The 21022-nt window shown below is 70.2% G+C and carries 18 protein-coding genes; 9 read left to right on the plus strand and 9 right to left on the minus strand.

Going from position 1 to position 21022, the window contains the following annotated elements; translation table 11 throughout:
* Positions 1–7 precede the first annotated feature (7 nt).
* On the plus strand, positions 8–682 hold the full coding sequence (locus CPZ01_RS00145) for an MBL fold metallo-hydrolase (protein ID WP_096392856.1): 675 nt from the start codon (positions 8–10) through the stop codon (positions 680–682).
* Positions 683–700: 18 nt separating this feature from the next.
* Here the strand turns inward: CPZ01_RS00145 and CPZ01_RS00150 are convergent, their stop codons facing one another.
* The 4 genes from CPZ01_RS00150 to CPZ01_RS00165 all read right to left on the minus strand — a co-directional run bounded on the left by CPZ01_RS00150 (position 701) and on the right by CPZ01_RS00165 (position 5558).
* Entirely contained in the window at positions 701–1849 is a 1149-nt protein-coding gene (locus tag CPZ01_RS00150; protein ID WP_096392857.1) for an acyl-CoA dehydrogenase family protein, read from the minus strand.
* Positions 1850–1910: 61 nt separating this feature from the next.
* Entirely contained in the window at positions 1911–4040 is a 2130-nt protein-coding gene (locus CPZ01_RS00155) for an AMP-binding protein (protein WP_096392858.1), read from the minus strand.
* A 33-nt stretch (positions 4041–4073) separates the two neighbouring features.
* Complete coding sequence (locus tag CPZ01_RS00160) at positions 4074–4508, minus strand: universal stress protein (RefSeq protein ID WP_096392859.1); 435 nt, start codon at positions 4506–4508, stop codon at positions 4074–4076.
* A 96-nt stretch (positions 4509–4604) separates the two neighbouring features.
* Entirely contained in the window at positions 4605–5558 is a 954-nt protein-coding gene (locus CPZ01_RS00165; protein WP_004598548.1) for a transcription initiation factor IIB, read from the minus strand.
* A gap of 396 nt (positions 5559–5954) precedes the next feature.
* Here CPZ01_RS00165 and CPZ01_RS00170 point away from each other — a divergent pair, with 396 nt between their 5' ends.
* Positions 5955–6350, plus strand: coding sequence for an apurinic/apyrimidinic endonuclease family protein (locus CPZ01_RS00170; protein ID WP_096392860.1), 396 nt, complete (start codon positions 5955–5957; stop codon positions 6348–6350).
* A gap of 2 nt (positions 6351–6352) precedes the next feature.
* On the plus strand, positions 6353–6976 hold the full coding sequence (locus CPZ01_RS00175; protein ID WP_096392861.1) for an METTL5 family protein: 624 nt from the start codon (positions 6353–6355) through the stop codon (positions 6974–6976).
* Positions 6977–7015: 39 nt separating this feature from the next.
* On the opposite strand, the gene CPZ01_RS00180 is transcribed toward CPZ01_RS00175, so the two are convergent.
* The 3 genes from CPZ01_RS00180 to CPZ01_RS00190 all read right to left on the minus strand — a co-directional run bounded on the left by CPZ01_RS00180 (position 7016) and on the right by CPZ01_RS00190 (position 9560).
* Positions 7016–8887: a rhomboid family intramembrane serine protease gene (locus CPZ01_RS00180; RefSeq protein ID WP_096392862.1), complete on the minus strand. Its 1872-nt coding sequence runs from the start codon at positions 8885–8887 to the stop codon at positions 7016–7018.
* 83 nt (positions 8888–8970) lie between these two features.
* Positions 8971–9249, minus strand: coding sequence for a UPF0058 family protein (locus tag CPZ01_RS00185; RefSeq protein ID WP_008580735.1), 279 nt, complete (start codon positions 9247–9249; stop codon positions 8971–8973).
* A gap of 92 nt (positions 9250–9341) precedes the next feature.
* Entirely contained in the window at positions 9342–9560 is a 219-nt protein-coding gene (locus CPZ01_RS00190) for a ribbon-helix-helix domain-containing protein (protein WP_017343455.1), read from the minus strand.
* A gap of 243 nt (positions 9561–9803) precedes the next feature.
* Between CPZ01_RS00190 and CPZ01_RS00195 the strand changes: the two genes are divergently transcribed.
* Together CPZ01_RS00195 and CPZ01_RS00200 are read left to right on the plus strand one after the other, a co-directional pair.
* A complete protein-coding gene (locus tag CPZ01_RS00195; protein WP_096392863.1) occupies positions 9804–10418 on the plus strand; it encodes a sulfite oxidase-like oxidoreductase in 615 nt (204 codons plus the stop codon).
* Positions 10419–10521: 103 nt separating this feature from the next.
* On the plus strand, positions 10522–11907 hold the full coding sequence (locus CPZ01_RS00200) for an isochorismate synthase (RefSeq protein ID WP_096392864.1): 1386 nt from the start codon (positions 10522–10524) through the stop codon (positions 11905–11907).
* An 8-nt stretch (positions 11908–11915) separates the two neighbouring features.
* Here the strand turns inward: CPZ01_RS00200 and CPZ01_RS00205 are convergent, their stop codons facing one another.
* Entirely contained in the window at positions 11916–12656 is a 741-nt protein-coding gene (locus CPZ01_RS00205; RefSeq protein WP_096392865.1) for a proteasome assembly chaperone family protein, read from the minus strand.
* A gap of 147 nt (positions 12657–12803) precedes the next feature.
* Here CPZ01_RS00205 and CPZ01_RS00210 point away from each other — a divergent pair, with 147 nt between their 5' ends.
* Both CPZ01_RS00210 and CPZ01_RS00215 read left to right on the plus strand, forming a co-directional pair.
* Positions 12804–13736 carry an RsmB/NOP family class I SAM-dependent RNA methyltransferase gene (locus CPZ01_RS00210; protein WP_096392866.1) on the plus strand — a complete coding sequence of 311 codons (933 nt, stop codon included), beginning with the start codon at positions 12804–12806 and terminating at the stop codon, positions 13734–13736.
* Positions 13733–14263: a DUF7122 family protein gene (locus CPZ01_RS00215; RefSeq protein WP_096392867.1), complete on the plus strand. Its 531-nt coding sequence runs from the start codon at positions 13733–13735 to the stop codon at positions 14261–14263. Before CPZ01_RS00210 ends, CPZ01_RS00215 begins: the two co-directional genes overlap by 4 nt.
* Before the next feature lie 667 nt (positions 14264–14930).
* Here CPZ01_RS00215 and CPZ01_RS00225 read toward each other — a convergent pair.
* Complete coding sequence (locus CPZ01_RS00225) at positions 14931–16448, minus strand: DUF790 family protein (protein ID WP_096392869.1); 1518 nt, start codon at positions 16446–16448, stop codon at positions 14931–14933.
* Positions 16449–16977: 529 nt separating this feature from the next.
* On the opposite strand from CPZ01_RS00225, the gene CPZ01_RS00230 reads away from it, so the two are divergent.
* Positions 16978–18729, plus strand: coding sequence for a tRNA uridine(34) 5-carboxymethylaminomethyl modification radical SAM/GNAT enzyme Elp3 (locus tag CPZ01_RS00230; protein ID WP_096392870.1), 1752 nt, complete (start codon positions 16978–16980; stop codon positions 18727–18729).
* Between the two features lie 70 nt (positions 18730–18799).
* Entirely contained in the window at positions 18800–20998 is a 2199-nt protein-coding gene (gene rqcH, locus CPZ01_RS00235) for a ribosome rescue protein RqcH (RefSeq protein ID WP_096392871.1), read from the plus strand.
* Positions 20999–21022: the final 24 nt, after the last annotated feature.

The raw sequence follows: 21022 nt of genomic DNA on the forward strand, positions 1-21022 counted from the left end.
CACCGACATGGCGACGGAACTCGCGGAGGGCGTCTGGCGGTTCGACTGTCGCGGGGTCAACGCGTACCTCGTCCTCGACGACGTGCCGACCCTCGTCGACGCCGGCACGCCGTGGGACGAGGAGACGATCCGACGCGGCCTCGACGAGGCCGGCGTCGCGGTCTCGGCGATCGGTCGCGTCCTGCTCACGCACTACGACCTCGACCACGTCGGGACGCTGGCGGCGTTGGCGCCCGACCTCGACGCGTCGGTTCACGCGTACGGCTTCGACGCGGAGCTGCTCCGCGGGACGCGATCGCCGCCGCTCCGGAACCACAAGGGACTGATCCAGCGGCTCGGCGGACTCCTCACGGATCACCCCGACCTCGACGTGGTCGGCGTCCGCGACGGCGAAGAGGTCGGCTCGTTCACCGCCTACCACACGCCCGGGCACACGCCGGGCCACGTCGCGTACGTCAGCGAAGAACTCGGGGTCGGGCTGCTCGGGGACCTCGTCTCCGAGTCGGACGGCGACCTGAAGCCCTCCGGCTGGGTGATCAGCTACGACACCGACGCGGTCGCGGCGAGCGTGCGCGACCTGGCCGAGCGCGCCCCGGGGTTCGAGGTCGCCTGCGTCGGCCACGGCGAGCCGCTGGCGACCGGCGGCAGTGAGGCGCTGCGGCGGTTGGCGGCGACGCTGTGAGCCGCCCCGGAGTCGCCCTCAGCGCGACTGCCGGTAGATCAGGTTGCGCTGGATGTCGTTGGCGCCCTCGTAGATCACCGGGATGCGCACGTCGCGGTAGACGCGCGCGATGCGGCGGTCGGTGAGGATCGAGCGGCCGCCGTGGAGCTTCATGCCCTGCTCGGCGCAGTCGGTCGCGACCTCCGTCGACTTCGTCTTCGCCAGCGCGGCCCAGTAGCCGGCGTCCTCGTTGTTCGCGACCTTCTCGCAGGCGCGCCAGTTGAGCGCGCGGGCCGACTCGAACCCGATCCGCATGTCGGAGATCGTGTGCTGGACGGCCTGGAACTCGTCGATGGTGCGGCCGAACGCCTCCCGCTCGTCGATGAACGCCTCCGCCTCCTCGATGGCGGCGGCCGCGAGCCCGAGCCCGTGGCCCCCGACGATGACGCGGCCGTGGTTGAAGAAGTCCGCGAGCACGTAGAACCCGCCGCCCTCGCTGCCGACGACGTTCTCCTCGGGGACGAAGCAGTCTTCGAAGACGATGTGTCCCTGCTTGGAGGCGCGCATCCCCATCTTCTCGGGGATGTGCTCGGCCTCGTAGCCGTCCGAGTCGGTCTCGACGATGAACAGCGTGTAGTTGGAGTAGCGGTCGTCGCTCTCTCCGGTCTTGGCGTAGACGGTGAGCCAGTCGGCCTCGACCGCGTTGCCGACCCAGTACTTCTCGCCGGTGAGCTCGTAGCCGCCCTCCACCTTCTCGGCCTCGGTCGTCATTCCCGCGAGGTCCGAGCCGGTCTGCGGCTCGGAGACGGCGAGCCCGGATATCTGGTCGTTCTCGGCGACCGGACGGAGGTACTCCTCCTTCTGTTCTTCGGTGCCGTACTGCTCGACCATCTCCGCGCCGAAGCTGGCGAGCTGGAGGGTGAGCGCGATGCCCGCGTCGGCGCGGTAGAACTCCTCCGCGATAGCCAGCACCTGCGCGAGGTCGAACCCCTTGCCGCCGTACTCCTCGCCGATGTCCTGGGCGACGAGCCCGGCGTCCATCCCCGCTTCGAGCACCTCCCACGGGTACTCGCCCGACTCGTAGTACGCCTCTGCGTTCGGGGCGATGTACTCGTCGGCGAACTCACGGGCCTCCTGTTTGACGTCTCGCGCGCGTTCCGGCACGACGCTGTCGTCGAGCAGCTCCATACGACACGTGACGGCCCCGCGGACAAAACGTTCGTGGAACAACGAAGAACGACAGGTCAGTTTATCCGTCGTCGACGGCCGTCTCGCCGTCCTCGCCGTCGCGTTGCGTCTCCTCGCCGTCCTCGCCGTCGCGCTCCGCTTCCTCGACTGCGTCAACGTCGACGGGGTCCGTCTCCTCGACGCCGTCGGACTCGTCGCTCTTCGCCCTCGCGACTGTGTCGTCGGCCGACTCGGAAGCGCTCTCCTCGGCATCGGCGATGTCGACATCGCCCGTCTCGCCCGCGTCTCCGCTCGCCTCGACCGCGCGCTCGTCCTCGCTTCCCTCCGCCTCGTCTCCCCCGGCGTCGGCCTCTCGGTCGTCCGGGGTCGCCTCGTCGGGCGGCTCGGCGGGGTCGGCCGGCCTGAACCCCGCCGTCTCGAGGTCCGCGTCGGCGTCTTCGCGGGGATCCGAGCCACGATCGCGGAGGACGGTGCGCGCCGCCTCTCGGTCGACGGTCCCCGAGACGGTCCGCGGCAGCTCGTCGACGTACGCGACCGTTTTCGGGATCTTGAACCGCGCGAGTCGCTCCCGAGCGAAGTCGACGAACGCCGCCTCGTCGATCGGCGCGGGTCCGATGCCGCCGGCTTCGACCGCCGGCGTCGCGGTTCCCGCGCTCTGCTCCCCGGTCTCGTCGTCAGCAGGACTCTCGTCCGAAGCGTCCTGTTCCGAGGCGTCCCCTTCCAAGTCGCCCCGTTCCGAGGCGTCGCCCTCGACGGAGGCCGTCGCCCTCGACGGGAACCGGTCGCCGAGGGCGACGAGCGCCGCGACGCGCTCGCCCCACACCTCGTCGTCGAGCCCGACCACCGCCACGTCGTCGACCCCGTCGTACTCCCGGAGGACGTCCGCGACCTCTCCTGGCTCGACGTTCTCGCCCCCGCTGATGATCCGGTCGTCGACGCGGTTGAGCACGTGGAGATATCCCTCCTCGTCGAACCGGCCGACGTCGCCCGTGTGGAGTCCGTACGGGCCGAACTCGGACCGGTCGAGCTCCGCGGGGTCGATCCCGTTCAGGTCGATCGCGTCGGAACCGAGTGCGTCGCCCCCGTCGACCGTACCCGGGGCGTCCCCATCGTCCTCCGAGAGATACCCCGGCGTGATCGTCGGTCCGCTGACGACGATTTCACCGGTCTCACCGGGATCGACGGGGTCGCCGTCGTCGACGACCGTCACGTCGGTGCCGAAGAGGGGGCGGCCCACCGTCCCGATCCGGCCTCTGGTCTGTCGCGGCGTCGCGGTCGTGATCTGCGAGGCGGCCTCCGTCATCCCGTACGTCGGGTAGACGGGGACCGAGTAGTCGCGACACCGCTCCAACAGCTCCGCCGGGGCGGGCGCGCCGCCGAGCAGGACCACGCGGAGCGAGTCAGACAGCGTCCCCCGTCGGTCGAGCATCCGCTTGAGCATCGTCGGAACGAGCGAGACTCCGGTCACGTCGTACGCGTCGATGTCGTCCGCGGTGCCACCGGCGTCGAACCCCTCGCGCAATACGAGGGTCGTCCCGTACAGCACCGACCGGTACACCGGTGCGAGCCCGCCCATGTGATGGAGCGACAGCGACACCAGCCACCGGTCATCGGCCTCGACGCCGAGGCGGAACGCGGAGGCGACCGCCGAGCTGTACACGTTGCCCACGGTCAGCGGCACTGGCTTGGGATCGCCGGTGGTCCCGGACGTGAACAGCACGCAGAGCGGGTCCCGGAACGACCACCCGGGCGGATCGAGCGACGCCGGGTCGACGTCGTGGATCCCCGTGACCTCGGCGCTCGTCGGGTCGTCGACGGAGTAGACCGGGACGCCCTCGATCTCCGCCGCGTCGGTCGCCGTCGGCTCGGTCGGCTCCGCGCAGACGACGGCGTCGAGGTCGGTCCGGTCGATCCGCGCGGCGATCTCGCGGGGCGTCAGCTCCTGCCCGAGCGGGACGAACGTCGCCCCGATCCGCATCGTCGCGTGGACGAGCCCGACGGTGCCGACGTACGGGGGCGTGAGCACGCCGATCCGGTCGCCCTCGTCCAGTCCGTGCGCGACGAGCCGGCCGGCCGTCTCGGCGACGAGCCGGTCGAGGTCGGTGTAGCTCCACGCCTCGCCGTCCTCCGCGCGGACGAGGGCGGTATCGTCGGGCGACGAGACCACGCGGTGTGAGAGCCAGTCGCGCATCGGTCTCACCCGCGTTCGCCGGGTGCGTCGGGGCTACTCATCCGTCGGCTGTCGCACGGTCAACACCGGCACGTCGGACGTGCGGACGACCCGCTCCGTGACGCTCCCGAGCAGGTAGCGGTCGATCCCCTTCCGCCCGTGCGTCCCCATCACGACCACGTCGATGCCGTGTTCGTCGACGTAGTCGTGGATCGACTGATAGGCCGTTCCCGACGTCACGCTGGTGACGCAGTCGACGCCGGCGTCCGCGGCGGCGTCGGCCACGCGCCTCGTCGCCTCCTCGCCCTCCGATTCGAGCGCCTCGACGACGATCTCCGCGCCCGCCTCGAGGCTGGAGTACGCCGTGCCGTCGACGACGTACAGCGCGTGGAGGCGCGCGCCGTACTGGTCCGCGAGGTCGATCGCGTGTTCGATCGCGGCGTCCGACGCCGGACTGCCGTCGGTCGGAACGAGGATCTCTGAATACATCTCACTCCGTAGTACAGCGGGTATCGATTAAAAACCCGATCAACTTTCTCGGTCCCGGGTACGGGGCACCTGCTGCCGTCTCGGACGGGAACCGCCCTATCGGAACCCCATCGCTTCGATCTGTTCCTGATACCGGTTGCGGATGGTGACCTCGGTGACCTGCGCGACGTCGGCGACCTCGCGTTGGGTCTTCTTCTCGTTGCAGAGCAGCGAGGCCGCGTAGATGGCGGCCGCCGCGAAGCCCGTCGGCGACTTCCCGGAGAGCAGTCCCTGCTCGGCGGAGACGTCGATTATCTCGGTCGCCTTCGACTGGACCTCCTCGGAGAGCTGGAGCGAGGACGCGAACCGCGGGACGAACTGCTTGGGGTCGACCGGCTTCAGCTCTAACCCCAACTCCTGTGAGATGTACCGGTAGGTCCGACCGATCTCCTTCTGCGGGACCCGCGAGACGTCCGCGACCTCGTCGAGGCTGCGGGGGATCCCCTCCTGTCGGCAGGCGGCGTACAGCGCGGCCGTGGAGACGCCCTCGATGGACCGGCCGCGGATCAGGTCCTCGTTGAGCGCGCGTCGGTAGATGACGGAGGCGACCTCACGCACCGACCGCGGGACGCCGAGCGCGCTCGCCATCCGGTCGATCTCCGAGAGCGCGAACTGGAGGTTGCGCTCGCCCGCGTCTTTGGTCCGAATCCGCTCCTGCCACTTTCGGAGGCGGTGCATCTGCGACCGTTTCTCCGAGGAGAGCGACCGCCCGTAGGCGTCCTTGTCCTTCCAGTCGATCGTCGTCGTGAGCCCCTTGTCGTGCATCGTCTCCGTGATCGGGGCGCCGACGCGCGACTTCGACTGCCGCTCGTTGTGGTTGAACGCGCGCCACTCCGGGCCGCGGTCGATGTTCCGCTCGTCCAGCACGAGCCCGCAGTCCTCGCAGACGAGCTCTTGGTCGGCGTCGGTGACGATGTTCTCCGAGTCACACTCCGGACAGGAGACCGTCGATTCGTCCGTTTCCTGCTCCGTGTCCCGCTCCTGTTGCCGCTGGCGACTCGGGCGTTCCATTAAAAGGTTTGTGGTCGTTTGCGTATTTAAGCCTTGTCCACGTCCATCATCGATCCTGAGGGTCCTCTGTTCGACCTTATTTCCGTTTTTCCACGCCGAAAGCGTCTGCAACGCCTGAATAGGAGATACAGATTCGAGTCGTCGAGGGCCTCGACGCGGTCCGCCGCGGTCCAACACGACGCACGAAACGTGACCGTAATTTGAGGTCGGAATACGGCACTTGGGGCGGTCGACCAGACCCGAGAACGCCATGTCAGCGACGGAGAGGATCCGATCCCGGAACGTCGACGCCGGGGAGGGTCAGATCCCGGAGCGTGCCGTGGGCGAGCGCAGGTTCGGTATATTACTATAGAACATCTATAAAGACTTTTGTATAACCTCTGCCAATGGGTTCGTATGAGTACCACTTCGTCTCCCGGCATCGAACGCACGCTGCGCGGTTGTCGCCCCGCCGACGTCGACCCCGTCGTCATCGACGCGGCGGACCTCGACAGCACCGCGCCCGAACACCTCCGCGACCTCAAGCGGGGGCTCGCGGCCCGCGGCTACCAGCCCGCCGCGGTCGCGACCGAGGCGGAGTTCGACGCCGAGAGCACGCTCGAACGCCAGCGCGAGGCCGACCGGCTCCGCGGCCTCGTCCGCGCCGCGTCGTTCCTCGGCGCCGGCCGGATCGAGGTCAGCGTCGACGACGAGCCGTGCGAGGAGACCCGCACGGCGCTCGCGGCGCTCGCCGAGCGCGCCGACCGCGAGGGCGTCGAGTTCGTTCGCGTCGGGGGCGACGGCGCAGCCTGACGATGGCGACGAAGCGGTCGCTCGCGACTAAGCTCGGCGTCGTCGCCGGCTTCGAGCGTCCCGACGCGGCCCTCGAACAGTACCCGACGCCCCCCGAGCTGGCCGCCCACGTCGTCCACCTCGCGGACCTCCACGGCGACGTCGACGGTCGGACCGTGCTCGATCTCGGCGCCGGCACCGGGATGCTCGCGCTCGCCGCGGCGCTGCGCGGCCCCGCCCGCGTCGTCGGCCTCGAGCTCGACGGCGGCGCGCTCGCGACCGCCCGGGCCAACGAGCGCCGCGTCGCCGCCAGCGCGCCGGTCCACTGGGTCCGCGGCGACGCCACCCGCCCGCCGCTCGCCGTCGCGGAGCCCGCGACCGTCGTGATGAATCCCCCGTTCGGCGCGCAGGACGGGAACCGCAACGCGGACCGCGAGTTCCTCGCGGTCGCAAGCGACCTCGCGGACGTCTCCTACTCGGTCCACAACGCCGGCAGTCAGGAGTTCGTCGAGGCGTTCGCCGCCGACGAGGGCGGCGAGGTGACCCACGCCTTCGCGGCCGAGTTCCGGATCGACGCGCAGTTCGACCACCACACCGACGCGGCGCGCGACATCGACACCGAAGTGTACCGTATCGAGTGGTCGTAGGGCGCTCCGCCTCCTCCGCAGCGGGACCGTCGGCCCCGGTCACTGCCGCCCCTCGTAGCGCTCCCGCTGCGCGATCCGGACCCGCGTCTCGCCGCGCTCCGCGAACAGGACGTCGCCCTCGCGCACGAGGGTGATCCCTCGGACCGTCACCGACTCGTTCGCGGCCGGAAGCGGCGCCGTAACGTTGTTCCCGCTCCCGCCGATCACCGACAGCTCGAACCCGCCCCGCGTGGCCGCGACGACGACGTTGCGGCCGTCGATTCGGGGCTCCGCCCGCGCGGGGTCGCTCGTGAACAGCGTCCGCCTGGTCCCGTTCCGGATCGCGTCGACCCGGTAGGTCGGGCCGCCGTTCGCGGCGACCCAACCGATGCGCTGGACCCAGACGGTCTCGCGCCAGCCGGTGCCGCCCACGTCGATCGCGCGGTACCCCCAGAACGCCAGGTTCCCCTTCGAGACGGCCGTGGTCCATATCTCGCGGTCCGGGTCGCTGACGATCACTCCCGACGTGTTGACAGACGTCGACCGCCCGAACGCCTCCACGTCGACGACGCCCACGAGCTGGTTCTCCACGTCCTCCGCGTACGTCACCTGGTACCCCTCCACCTCGATCGGGTCTCCCGGGAGGTCGCCGTCGTCGACCGCGACGAGGTTCGGCACGACGCCCGGGCCGGCGACGACGGCCAGCGCCGCGACGAGCAGGAGGAGCCCGACAGTCGCCGGCGTCGCCGAGCGGATCCCGCCGCGGACCGTCTCCGGCTCCGGGACCGCCCGAGTCGGCCACAGCGGCTCGTCGCGAGAGACGGCCGCGACGGCGACGATCGCGGCCAGCAGGGCGAGCAGCCCGACGCCGACGGCGCGGTACAGCTCGTACCGCTCGTTGCCGAGGTACCAGTACACCGCCCACAGCCGACGGGAGGCACCGAACAGCAGCAGCGCGCCGAAGACGAGGAGCGCGGACCGCTCGGTCGCGTCCGCGCGGGACCCGTCGTCGCCGACTGCCGTCGAGAGGGGATGGTAGCGCCACCGCCCCGCGGCCGCGTCCGGGCCCGCGTCGCGGTCCCTGTCGGGCTGTTCTCGGGGGCGACGCCGCAGGAGGACGACCGCGACCAGCGCGCCGCCGATCAGGCCGAGCGCGTGCCCCTGGATCGCGACGTTCGCCCACCCCGGAACGCCGTAGGAGGGGGACGCCTCCGCGAATGCCACCGGGACGCGGAGGGCGTCGTAGAGGACGCCGACGAGCGTCGTCCCGGCCATCGCGACGACCGCGGCGACGGGCCGCGAGACGAGCGCGAACCCCCAGTACGCGAAGACGACGACGGAGAAGCCGATCACCGGACCGAGCGCGAACAGCGCGGAGAGGAGCCCGAACGCGACCGCGGCGCCGGGGACGATCAGGAACGCCCGCACGTAGGGGTTCTCGCTCGGCGACTCGACGGCGGCGATTCGGCTCGGGAGTTCTCGGAGGCGACTCGGCAGGCGTCGGAGCCGGACCGGGCGTCCGTCCCCGTCGTCGACCTCGCGCCCGTGGGGGAAGTGGCCGTACGCGTACTCGGCGAGCCCCCCGGCGACGAGCGCGGAGAGGAGGTTCCCGGTGATATGCCCGCGGCTCGCGTGCGCGAAACTGGACCAGAGGAGCCCCTCCGGGTAGAAGTACGACCACGACCGGAACGGGATCACGACCGGTCGGTTCGGATTGTCGATACCCGACTGGACGAACAGGTACACCCCGATCACGCCGGCGATCACGACGAGCGTTCCCCACGGGACGCCGAGGAGGAGCCGCGAGCGGAGCGCTCGCGTCCAATCGCCGCTCGGACGGTCGACGAGGTACACCGCGGCGAGCGCGACGACGACGCCGACGCCCCCGGCGGCGAGGTGAACGGCCTCCGACGGCAGCGCCTCCGCGATCATGTCAGGTTCGAGGGGGCCGCGCACACATCAATACGGGGGTCGCGTTCCCGACGATATCAGGAGGACGGCCGGAGCGTCCGGTCTCAGATCTTGTTCTCGGCGTCGTCGGCGAGCTCCTCCATCCGCTTGCCGACGCGGCCGGCGGGCGAGAACTCGTCTTCGCTCATCGCGTTCGCTAGGGCGTTGCCGAGGACGAACACGGCGTGTTTGTGCTCGCTCTTCGACTTGTGGACGTGCGAGGGGTCGACGTCGAGCTCGTCGTAGGGGTCGAACAGCGAGCCGTCGACGGTCTCCTGCGCGCGGAAGTGCTCCATGATCGTCACCATCTGTTCGTGGAGTTCGAGCAGCTCGTCCTTGTGCATATCCACGGATACGGGTTGTATGCCCTATAAGGGTTGTTGAGGGCGGTACGCACGGATCCGTGCCGCGCGCGGCTCGACGCGGGGTCGTTCGCTCAGAAGACGTACTCGTCTTCGTGGCCCATCATCCCCTCCTCCTCGAACCCGCTGTTGGAGTCGTCGTCGTCCCGGGGGCCGCTCGTCTTGTACGCCTTGATGCCAGTCGACAGCAGCTCCTCGACCGCCTCCTCCCGGTTGAGGAACTCTCCCTCCTCGACCATCTGGGCTATCTGCATCTCCAGATGCTCCGGCACGGTTATCTTCACTCGTGGCATTTGCTGTCCGGGTCTTGTGGCATGGCGTATATAAAAGTGGCGTCGGAGATCCGCTGATACGAAAACTCAAAACGACGACGCAAAAGTTCATTTTTGATCTGTTAAATACAGGTTAAAGATGTACGAAGCGGCGCGGCGATCCCTCTCGCCGCCGACTCCGTTCCCGCCGCGCGCGGTGCTCGCGGGTGCCCGACCGTCTCCGAGAGCGACATTCATACGTCGGTCCGGGCCGAACCGCATCCCATGACCGAATCCGGCGTCGAGGGCGCCGAGGACCTCACCGACCTCTACCGCGAGTACGGCGACGATCGGCTCCCGCCGGGACAGCGCGAGACCGACGGGTTCCCCGTCCTCTCGAAGAGCGGAACGCCCTCGTGGGACCCGGAGACGTTCGAGCTCGAGGTGTGGGGCGCCGTCGAGGAGCCGCAGTCCCTCTCGCTCGACGAGTTCCGCGACCTGCCGGCCGTCACCCAGCGGCAGGACTTCCACTGCGTGACGGGGTGGAGCAAGTTCGACTGCGAGTTCACCGGGGTCGCGTTCGCGGACCTGGCCGACCTCGCCGGCGTCCGCGACGAGGCGGAACACGTGATGTTCCACTCGCTGGACGGCTACACGACCGACCTCCCGCTCGACGAGTGCACGAAGCCGGGCGTCCAGCTCGCGTACGGCTTCGACGGCGACGACCTCCCGGCCGACCACGGCGGCCCGATCCGCGTCGTCACGCCCCACAAGTACGCGTACAAGGGCGCGAAGTGGGTCTCGGGCGTGGAGCTCCTCACCGAACCCGAGCTCGGCTACTGGGAGAAACGCGGGTACAGCGACACGGCGAACCCCTGGAACGAGGAGCGCTACAGCTGACCGTCCGCCGTCCGTCGCCCTGCTCGTTTTGCCGCTCGGGGTTCCCCCGTCCGCTCCGCCCCGATAGTCAGGATAAAGGGTCCCCGGTCCCGACTCGATACGCATGGAACGGGCGCGCTCTCGGTCGTCGCCGCCGCTGGTCAGCCGGACCACGGCGGTCGACGAGCCGGCGTTCGCGGCGGCGTTCGACGCCCTCCCGTCGCCGCGCACGACCTGGAGCGCGCCCGACGACGCGCTGGTGCTCGGCGGCGGCGCGGCGGCGACGCTGACCGCCGCCGGCGGCGACCGGTTCGCGGCGATCCGCGACGCGTCGACGGAGCTGTTCGAGTCCGGCGATGTCCACGCCGGCACCGAGGCGGCCCGCCCCCGCGTGTTCGGGGGGTTCGCCTTCCACGAGGGCGCCTGCGACGGCGACCCGTGGGGGCCGTTTCCGGAGGCCCGGTTCGTGTTGCCGCGGGTCCAGCTGACGGTCGCGGACAACGGCGCGTGGCTCACCGTCAACGCGGTCGGCGACGACGCCGACGTCGCCGCCGTCGAGGACCGCTTGGCGCGCGAGGTCGATCGGTTCGCCGCGCTCGACCGGCGCGACTCCGGGGAGACGGGCGAGAGCGCGGCCGCCTCTCGGCCGCCTCGCCCGGGCATCCGCGCGAGCCGCCGGACGACGAGCCGCGAGGCGTGGCGCGAGAGCGTCGGCGCCGCGGTCGACCGGATCCGCGACGGCGACCTCCGGAAGGTGGTGTTGGCGCAGGCGCTGGAGGCCGACCTCGCGGCCGACTTCCCCCGCGCGGCGACGCTCGAACGCCTCGCGGAGAAGTACCCCGACTGCCACCGCTACTGGTTCGAGCCGGACGGCGGGGACAGCGCGTTCTTCGGCGCCACGCCCGAGCGGCTGGTCTCGCTTCGCGGCCGGACGGTCGAGACCGACGCGCTCGCCGGGACGACCGGCCGCGGCGAGACGCCGAGCGAGGACGAGTGGCTCGCGCGGGAGCTCCTCGACGACGAGAAGAACGTCCACGAGCACGAGCTCGTCGCGGAGACGGTCCGCGACCAGCTGGAGCCGTTCGCGGCGTCGGTCTCCGCGGGCGAGCGCCGCGTCCGCCGGCTCGCGACGGTCCAGCACCTCCACACGCCGATCACCGCCGAGCTCGGCGCGGACCGCCACGTGCTCGACCTCGTCGATGCGCTCCACCCGACGCCCGCGGTCGGCGGGCTACCGCCGGACCGCGCGCTGGCGACGATCCGCGAGACGGAGCCGTTCGACCGCGGCTGGTACGCCGCGCCGGTCGGCTGGATCGACGCCGCGGGCAACGGCGCGTTCGCGGTCGCGATCCGCTCGGCCGTCGCGAGCCGGCGACGCGCGACGCTGTTCGCGGGCGTCGGGGTCGTCTCCGACTCGGACCCCGACCGCGAGTGGGACGAGGTCCAGCTGAAGTACCGGCCGATCCTCGACGAGCTGGAGGGCGACGGCGCGGGCGACTCCGCGGACTGACCTCCCGCCTATTGAAACATCTTGAGCGGCTCTGCCTGCGAGCTCTCCTCGTTCGCCTGTCGCATCCGCTCGGCGAACTGCTGTTTCGCCTCGCGGATCTCCGTCGCCTGCTCGACGAGCCCGTCGGTCGGCGTCTCGATCCCGGCGATCGGGTCGATGCCGTCGGCGATGAGCACCCGCGCCGCCTCGGGGTCGGGGAACTGCGGGTCGGACTCGACGACGAGGCCGACCGCGTCGCGATCGTTTTCGAGCGCCGCCGCGAGCATCGCGCCCGTTGGCCCGGAGACGAGCCCGGACTCGGACGGCTCGGACACCTCGGCCCGGGCCAGCGCCTCGGCGCCGTCGCCGGTCGCGATCCCGTACAGGCTCGGGGGCGCCTCGTCCTTCTCGCGGCCGAGCCCCGACAGGAACACCGGGAACAGGTCGACCTCGTCGAACCACGAGCCGAGACACGCCGCGACCTCGGTCGCCGCGGCCGGGTTCACGGGCACGTCGCTGCGGAGCGCGACGAGGTCGTTCTCGGGGTCAGCGTACAGCCGCACCGGGGTCGTCGCGGCCGTCTCGGACTCGTGGTAGACGGCCACCGGCGGGAGCCCGTCGCAGTGGACGTTCGCGTAGTGGGTCATCTCGTGGACGTCGATCAGGTGGTCGGTCGCGATCTTCCCGACGAGGCCGACGCCGGGGAACCCCTCGATCAGGGTGGGATCGTCCAGCGAGACGTCGTCGTCGAGGACGGAGATGCGTGCCATGCGCGCCCGTACGCCCGGGCCGGACCTAAAGGTGCGGCGCAGGCAGCTCCGGGGGCGGGACACGCGGCGGGTCCGGGGGTGAGACGCGCGGCGGATCCCTCGTTCGAGTCCCGAAACCGTCTAACGGCCCGCCGCGAAAGGAGGACCATGAATCCGCTCGACCGATACGAGCCGCTCGTCGACGACGTCGACGCGTTCCGGGCGGCGTGCGACCGGCCCCTCCCCTCGGTCGTGCGCACGAACGGCATCGCGGCGACCCCGGCCCGCGTCCGCGAGGCGTTCGACGACGAGGGCGTCGCCTACGAGCCGGTCGACTGGCGCGACGGCCTCTTCCGGCTCCCCGACGGGAACCCCGGCGGAAACTGGCCGTACGTCCACGGCTGGACCCACGGGCAGGAGGAGGTGTCCGTCCTACCGACGCTCGCGCTCGACCCGCGGCCGGGCGAGCGCGTCTGGGACGCCTGCGCGGCCCCCGGCAGCAAGACGACCCAGATCGCGGACGCGATGGACGACGAGGGCACCGTCGTCGCCAATGACAACAACCTCGGGCGGCTCTCCGCGCTCCGGCACAACGCCGAGCGGCTGGGGATCACGAACGCGATCGTCACGAATCAGGACGCGCGCAACTTCTCGACGAAGTCGCTCGCGTTCGACGAGTTCGACCGCGCGCTCGTGGACGCGCCCTGCTCCTGCGAGGGCACCTGTCGCAAGAACCCGGACGTCTTGGACGAGTGGACGCTCGACCACGTCCGCGCCGTCGCGGGGATCCAGAAGGGGGTGCTGGCCCGCGCCGTCCAGGCGACCCGTCCGGGCGGGGTCGTCGTCTACTCGACGTGTACGTTCGCGCCCGAGGAGAACGAGGCGGTCCTCGACCACGTCCTCGCGAACGAGGACTGCGAACTGGTCGAGTTCGACCTCCCGCTCGACACCGACCCCGGCGTGACCGAGTGGGACGGCGAGGCGTACGACGAGTCGGTGACGCGCGCGAAGCGGATCTACCCGCACCGCAACGACACGGGCGGCTTCTTCTGCGCGAAGCTGCGCGTGGGCGGGAACAAAAACACGGGGGTCGGAGCGTGACCGACGGCGCCCCCACCAACGACGGCCAGCAGTTCGATCGCCTCCCCGAGACGCCCGCAGACCGAGAGGTCGAGGGGCGCGCGAGTCGCGAAGAGGTCCTCGACTGGTGGGACGAGCGGTTCGGGATCGAGCGGGTGGTGTTCGAGGAATACAGCTTCTGGGAGAAGGGCGCCGGAAAGATCTGGATCTTCAACGGCGAGGCGACGGACCCGAGCGAGGTCGAGGCCGTCGGGATGACGTTTCTCCGGACGCGACAGGAGCACTGGAAGCCGACCGGGCGGGCGGTCTCGCGGTTCGGATCGCGCGCGACGAAGAACGTGATCGAGCTGGACCCCGAGCAGGCGTCTCGGTTCGCTGCCGGGGAGGATCAGGAGTTGCCGGAGTGGGACGGCGACTGGGGCTACCTGATCGCGACTCACGAGGTTGCCGGCGAGTCGGTGCCGATCGGCGTGGGGCTGTATTTATACGACGAACTGCGCTCCGTGGTGCCGAAAGGGAGTCGAGCGGACCTGCCGGTCGTCGAGTGACGGATCGCGTTCGCACGTCGATTTACCCCTTATAAATGGCTGATTTTGGATCGGCTATGAACACTTCTCAAACCACAATCGCTCGTTTATAAACAGTTGCTCACGGACCGTCGGTGAACACCTCCAAAGCTCCAGCCGCTTATTTATAAATAGCCAACTGTAGATCGACGGCGAACACCTTCAAATCCCCAGCCGCTCGCTTATAAATGACTGATCGCGGATCGACGGCGAACACCTTCAAAGCCCCAGCCGCTCGCTTATAAATGACTGATCGCGGATCGACGGCGAACATCTTCAAAGCCCCAGCCGCTCGCTTATAAATGACTGATCGCGGATCGACGGCGAATACCGCCAAAGCCCCAGCCGCTCGCTTATAAATGACTGATCGCGGATCGACGGCAAATACCGCCAAAGCCCCAGCCGCGAGGCCGCCGTACGCTCGTTGCGCTCCTCAGTCGCTCGCTTCGCTCGCTCCCTCCGGTGCTTACGTCGCCTACGGCGGCCTCGCGGCTGCCCCTTTGAGTCCCACCGGACCGCAACCGCACGGCACCTCACCCCTCCCCAGCCTCGTCGCGGCCGCTTAAAAAGCGGCCGCGACTCCCTCGCGCGGGCGACTCGCGCCCTGCGGGCGCTCGTCGGCACGCGCCACCGCACCGATTTAAATATCCTACTCGGACTTCTCCCGAACCGTTCCCCCGCCGAGCCCCTCCCACTCGACGCGGTACCCGAGCCGCGAGAGCGCGGCGCTCGCGTCGTCGAGCCCGTACTCGTCGAGGACCGCCTCGGCCTCCGAGAGCGCCATCCCGGGCTCGATTTCCTCGGCGAGCGCCTCCAACACCGCGGGTCGCACGAGCGTCCGCCCGATGCGCTCGTGGTCGGGGAACGACACCCCCTCGATCGCCTCGACGCCGACTCCTCGCTCGGCGGCGAGGTCGTCGAGTCCGATCGCGTCGGCGTCGGGCGAGAGGGAGTCGGGGAGGTCGGCGGCCGCCTCGGCGACGAACTCGGCCTCGTACTCGCGGAGCACGTCGACCACGTCCTTCACCCGGACCGTTCCGGAGTAGGTGACGACGCGGTGGTCGCGGGCCGCGATCTCCTCGCCGACGCCGAGGCTCTCGTCGACGGCCACGAGGAGGTCCACGTCCTCCACGTCCGCGAGCTGTCCGAGCTTCTTTTCGACGTACTCGGGGGTCCAGAAGCCCATCACCTCGAAGAAGAGCCTGAAGTCCGCGTGGTCGTAGTCGAACGCGAAGTCCGGGATCATCACGCTCGCCCCGGTTTCGAGCGGCTCGGGTTCGCGCACCAGAGTCCAGTCGAGGTCGAGCCCGCGGACGCGCCCGGCGAAGTCGGCCTCGACCCCGCTGTCGAAGTCGGGCTCCGCGACGGGCTCGACGTCCGGCACGGTCACGTCGCCGTCCGAGAGGCGCATCGTGCGCTCGCGGCCGCGGTCGTCGATCGCCGCCTCCAGCGACCACTCCGCCGACTCCGCGACCGTCCGGAGCAGCCGCGCGAAGGCGGTCCCGTAGCGTCGCGTGCGCGAGAACAGCCGGTCCGGGCCGGTGACGACGAGTTCGCGGCCCTCCGGAGTCTTCTCGACCTCGTACATCAAGCGCAGGCGCTTGACGGCCGAGACGAGCCGCTTCGGGTCGTTCGACCGCACCCGGACCTCGGTGGCGTCGAAGAGCGCGGTCTGGGCCAGGGAGAGGTCGTACTGCTCCAGCAGGGCGTCGGGGTCCCAGCGCACGTCGGCGTCGACGAGGACCCGCTCGACGTCGCGGTCGGCGTACAGCGAGGCGTCCACCGCATCGGACTCGATCCCGAGCGCGTCGGCCGCGCGCTCCACCGCGGTCTCCCGCTCCGCCTCGCTGGCGACGCCGACCGCCTCCGCGGCCTCGAACGCGGCCCGCCGGACGCGACGCGGCGGGACCGGGGCCCGCGTCTCGAACTCGCACTCGCGCTCGACGAGCGCCGCGAGCCCCCGGACGAGTTTGAAGTCGCCGTTCCGGGTGGCGGCGTCGGCCTCCAAGTCCGCCAGCGCGTCGTCGAGGTCGCCGCGCCGCTCGCCGACGTGCGACTCGAACGTCCCGAGGACGCGGGCCGCGAGCGGGCGGTGTTCCCGGCCGGTGAACTGCGGGCGGTAGCCGCCGCCCGCCCGGGAGACGCGCAGGAGGTCCTTGCGTAGCACGGGGCGGGGTACGCCGCGCCCGGCCTAAAACGAGCGGGTTCGGTTCCCCCCCGAACGTGCGGTCGCGGTGGCGCGTGCCTGCGAGCGGCCGCCATCGGCGGCCGCGAGACAGCACCGCGCGAGGGAGTCAGTCGCCGGAGCAAAGCGACGGCGACTGACGAGGCTGGGGAGGGGAGAGGTGTTGTGCGGTCGTGGTCGGGTGGGACTCGAAGGGGCAGCCGGGAGGCGGGCGCAGGCGAAGTAAGGACCGCAGGGCGGGAGCGAGCGAAGCGAGCGACCAACCGAGGACCGCAGCGAGCGTGCGCCCGCCTCCCGGCTGGGGCTTCGGTGGTGTCGCTCGCCGATTTGTCAGATCTGAAGCCCTCGTATAGCCGAGCGGTCGAGAACTCGAATTTCGTTTCGCCGAGGCGGGAAACGCGGCGTTGAGCGGTCGGAGCCGTGGCGCCGACTCCCGCTCTGCTGCCGACGCGCACCCCTCTCACGTATCGGTGCGACACGCTTAACTCCGAAACCCGTCGATCGGAGCGTAATGAGCACCGACGCGGCGAGTGACGGGGACGCCGGTAGCGAGTCCGACGATGCCGCCGGAGATGGCACCGCCGACCCCGCCGACTCCGAGGCGTTCGTCCGCACCTGCGAGCACCTCGTCGAGCGCATCCTCGACGGCGAGATCGAGCGCGACGACCTCGAACGCGCCAAGCTCGACGCCTGCTCGGAGTTCGGCTCCCCGAAGGTGCCGAAGAACACCGAGATCCTGGATCACGCCCCGTCCGAGGCGCGCGACGACGTGATCGAGGTGGTCCAGCGCAAGCCGGTCCGGACCGCCTCCGGCGTCTCCCCCGTCGCGATCATGACCTCGCCGGAGCTGTGCCCGCACGGAAAGTGCCTCTACTGTCCCGGCGGGCCGGCCTCGGAGTTCTCCTCGGCGCAGTCGTACACGGGCCACGAGCCCGCCGCCGCGCGCGGCGAGCAGAACGACTACGACCCGTACGGGCAGGTCACGCTCCGGCTCGAACAGCTCCGGAAGATCGGCCACCCGGTCGACAAGGTGGAGCTGATCCTGATGGGCGGGACGATGACCGCGCGCTCGCACGACTACCAGGAGTGGTTCGTCAAGCGCGCGCTCCAGGCGATGAACGACTACGACCTCGACAAGGAGCCCGAGCCGGCCGAGGGCGAGTCGTTCGCGCCGGACCCCGAGGCGACCGAGTTCGAGTACCTCGAAGACGTGATCGCCGAGAACGAGACGAACGAGATCCGCAACATCGGCACCACCTTCGAGACGAAGCCGGACTGGTGCGACCCCGAGCAGATCGACCGCATGCTCGACCTCGGCGGCACGAAGGTCGAGGTCGGCGTCCAGACCACCTACGAGCGGATCAACCGCGAGATGCACCGCGGCCACGGCAACGAGGCCTCCCGGAACGCCAACCGCCGCCTGCGCGACGCCGCGTTCAAGGTCGGCTTCCACATGATGCCCGGGCAGCCGGGCATGACCCGGGAGATGTGCTTAGAGGACTTCCGGCAGCTGTTCGACAACCCCGACTGGCGGCCCGACTACCTGAAGATCTACCCGACTCTCGTCGTCGAGGGGACTCGCGTGTACGACCGCTGGCGCCGCGACGACTTCGACCCGCTCACGAGCGAGGAGGCGGCCGACCTCGTCGCCGACGTGATGGACCTGATCCCGAAGTACACGCGGCTCCAGCGCGTCCAGCGCGACATCCCTGCGGACTTCATCGACGCGGGCGTCCAGAAGTCGAACCTCCGACAGCTCGCCGCCCAGCGCGCCGAGGAGAAGGGGATCGTCCAGCGGGACGTCCGCGCCCGCGAGGTCGGCCACAACGACGCCGACCCGGACCCCGACGACGTCGAACTCGACGTGCTCACCTACGAGGCCGGCGGCGGCACGGAGCACTTCATCTCCTTCGAGGACCCAGTCCGGGACCTGCTCGTCGGGTTCTGTCGCCTGCGGTTCCCCTCGTTTGCCCCCGACCAGCCCGGCGCGCCGGGCACCGAGGGCGACCCGATCCGCCCGGAACTCGAAGACGCCGCGCTGGTCCGCGAGCTCCACGTCTACGGCAACGAGGTCGGCATCGGCGGCGACGGCGACTGGCAGCACCAGGGGTACGGCACGAAGCTCCTCGAACGCGCCGAGGAGCTCTCCCGCGAGGCGGGCTACGACAAAGTCGCGGTCATCTCGGGCATCGGCGCCCGCGAGTACTACCGCAACAAGCTCGGCTACCGGCAGGACGGGCCGTACGTGTCGAAGCGGCTGTGAGCGTCACCCGTTCGCCGGACCCGCACCCACAACGACACGCCTTTTTCCGGCCCGCCGGTTGCTATGGTGTATGGACCAGAAGCGGGAGCTGTCGAGCATCGACCTCGCCGCGCTCGTCACCGAACTCAATCGGTACGAGGGCGCGAAGGTCGACAAGGCGTACCTCTACGACGACGACCTGCTCCGGCTGAAGCTTCGCGACTTCGACCGCGGCCGCGTCGAGCTCATGATCGAGGTCGGGGACATCAAACGGGCCCACGCCGCCGACCCGGACCACGTCGCGGACGCGCCGGGACGCCCGCCGAACTTCGCGAAGATGCTGCGGAACCGCATGTCGGGCGCGGACTTCGCGGGCGTCGAGCAGTACGAGTTCGACCGCATCCTCACCTTCGAGTTCGAGCGCGAGGACCAGAACACCACGCTCGTCGCCGAGCTGTTCGGCCAGGGGAACGTCGCCGCGCTCGACGAGACGGGCGAGGTGATCGGGGCGCTGTCGACGGTGCGGCTCAAGTCCCGCACGGTCGCCCCCGGCTCGCAGTACGAGTACCCGGCCTCGCGGCTGAACCCGCTCGACGTGAGCCGCGGCGCGTTCGACCGCCACATGCGCGAGTCGGACAGCGACGTCGTCCGGACGCTCGCCACCCAGCTCAACCTCGGCGGCCTGTACGCCGAGGAGGTGTGTACCCGGGCCGGCGTGCCGAAGGAGACGCCGATCGAGGAGGCGACCGACGACCAGCTCGGCGCGCTCCACGACGCGCTCGCCCGGATCGACGAGCGGCTCCGCTCGGGCGACGTCGACCCCCGCGTGTACGAGGAGTCCGTCGACGGCGAGGAGGACGGAGAGTCGAGCGACGAGGAGCCCCGCGTCGTCGACGTGACGCCCTTCCCGCTCGCGGAGCACGAGGGCCTGCCGAGCGTCGGCTTCGACTCCTTCAACGCCGCCGTCGACGAGTACTTCTACCGGCTCGGCAGCGAGGAGACCGACGAGGGCGAGGCCCCGGCGGACGCGGGCGCGTCCCGCCCGGACTTCGAAGAGGAGATCGCCAAACAGGAGCGGATCATCGAACAGCAGAAGGGAGCGATCGAGGGGTTCGAGGAGCAGGCGCAGGCGGAACGGGAGCGCGCCGAGCTGCTGTACGCGCACTACGACCTCGTCGACGAGGTGCTTTCGACGGTGCGGGAGGCCCGCGCAAACGAGGTGCCGTGGGACGAGATCGCGGAGACGCTCGACGCCGGCGCCGAGCGCGGCATCCCGGCCGCGGAGGCCGTCGTCGACGTCGACGGCGGAGAGGGAACGGTGACGGTCGAACTCGAAGAGGAAGGGGACGACGGGGGGACGGTGACGGTCGAACTCAACGCGAGCGAGGGCGTGGAGGTCAACGCCGACCGCCTCTACCGGGAGGCGAAGCGCGTCGAGGAGAAGAAGGCGGGCGCGCAGGAGGCGATCGAGTCGACCCGCGAGGAGCTGGAGGCCGTCAAGGAGCGGAAGGCGGAGTGGGAGGAGCAGCAGGCGGCCGACGACGGTGGCGAGGGCGACGCCGACGGTGCGGACGGCGAGGGCGACGACGAGGAGTACGAGACCGACTGGCTCTCGCGCTCCTCGATCCCGATCCGGAGCCCGGACGACTGGTTCGAGCGGTTCCGCTGGTTCCACACGTCGACGGGCTACCTCGTCATCGGCGGGCGCAACGCCGACCAGAACGAGGAGCTGGTGAAAAAATACATGAGCAAACACGACCGGTTCTTCCACACGCAGGCCCACGGCGGGCCGGTGACCCTGCTGAAGGCCGCCGGGCCCTCCGAGTCGGCGGACCCCGTCGACTTCTCCGAGGAGACGCTGCGGGAGGCCGCGCAGTTCGCCGTTTCCTACTCCTCGGACTGGAAGGACGGCCGCGGCGCGGGCGACGCGTACATGGTCGAACCCGATCAGGTGTCGAAGACGCCCGAGAGCGGCGAGTACATCGAGAAGGGGAGTTTCGTGATCCGCGGCGACCGGACGTACTTCGAGGACGTGCCCTGCCGGATCGCCGTCGGCGTCCAGTGCGAGCCGGTCACGCGAGCCATCGGCGGGCCGCCGTCGGCCATCGTCGACCGCGCGGCCGCGCACGTCACCTTCGAACCGGGGATGTACGCGCAGAACGACGCCGCGATGATGGCCTACCGGAACCTCAAAGAGCGGTTCACCGACCAGTCGTTCGTCCGCAAGGTCGCCAGCGCGGACCTGCTCCAGGAGTTCCTCCCGCCGGGCGGGTCGGACATCGTGGATTGAACGGGTCGAGCTGACTGACGGCAA

It is taken from the genome of Halorubrum trapanicum, assembly GCF_002355655.1.
Lineage (GTDB): Archaea > Halobacteriota > Halobacteria > Halobacteriales > Haloferacaceae > Halorubrum > Halorubrum trapanicum_A.